Source organism: Halomonas sp. ND22Bw, from assembly GCF_003011945.1.
GTDB lineage: Bacteria > Pseudomonadota > Gammaproteobacteria > Pseudomonadales > Halomonadaceae > Halomonas > Halomonas halophila.
In genome coordinates this window covers 1-248 of the sequence record NZ_PXWD01001464.1, presented here as the reverse complement: position 1 = coordinate 248, position 248 = coordinate 1, and the positions used below count along the sequence as shown (strand labels likewise).

At 71.4% G+C, this 248-nt stretch carries 1 protein-coding gene; it reads right to left on the bottom strand.

The window, feature by feature from the left end; all coding sequences use genetic code 11:
* Positions 1-248 (bottom strand): 5'-nucleotidase (locus CVH10_RS23085; RefSeq protein WP_146143334.1); only part of this gene is annotated, 248 nt, incomplete at both ends.

Here is a 248-nt window from a genome sequence, read left to right as displayed (position 1 = left end):
GCCCCTCGGCCTGGAACACGCGTTCGGCTTCGTCGCTGAAGAGCACGGCGTCGCCGTCGAAGGCGATGCGCACCTCGTTCGGGAAGGCGGCGCTGGCCTTGACCGATTCGACCAGCACGCGCGCCGCCGGAAAGCCGGCATGCAGCGCCTCGCGCACGTCCTCGGCATTGACCGAGAGGAACAGGTGCGCGCGCAACGGGCGCAGGTAGCCGAAGGGTGCGCGGCCCTGCGTGAACACGCCGCGCTGC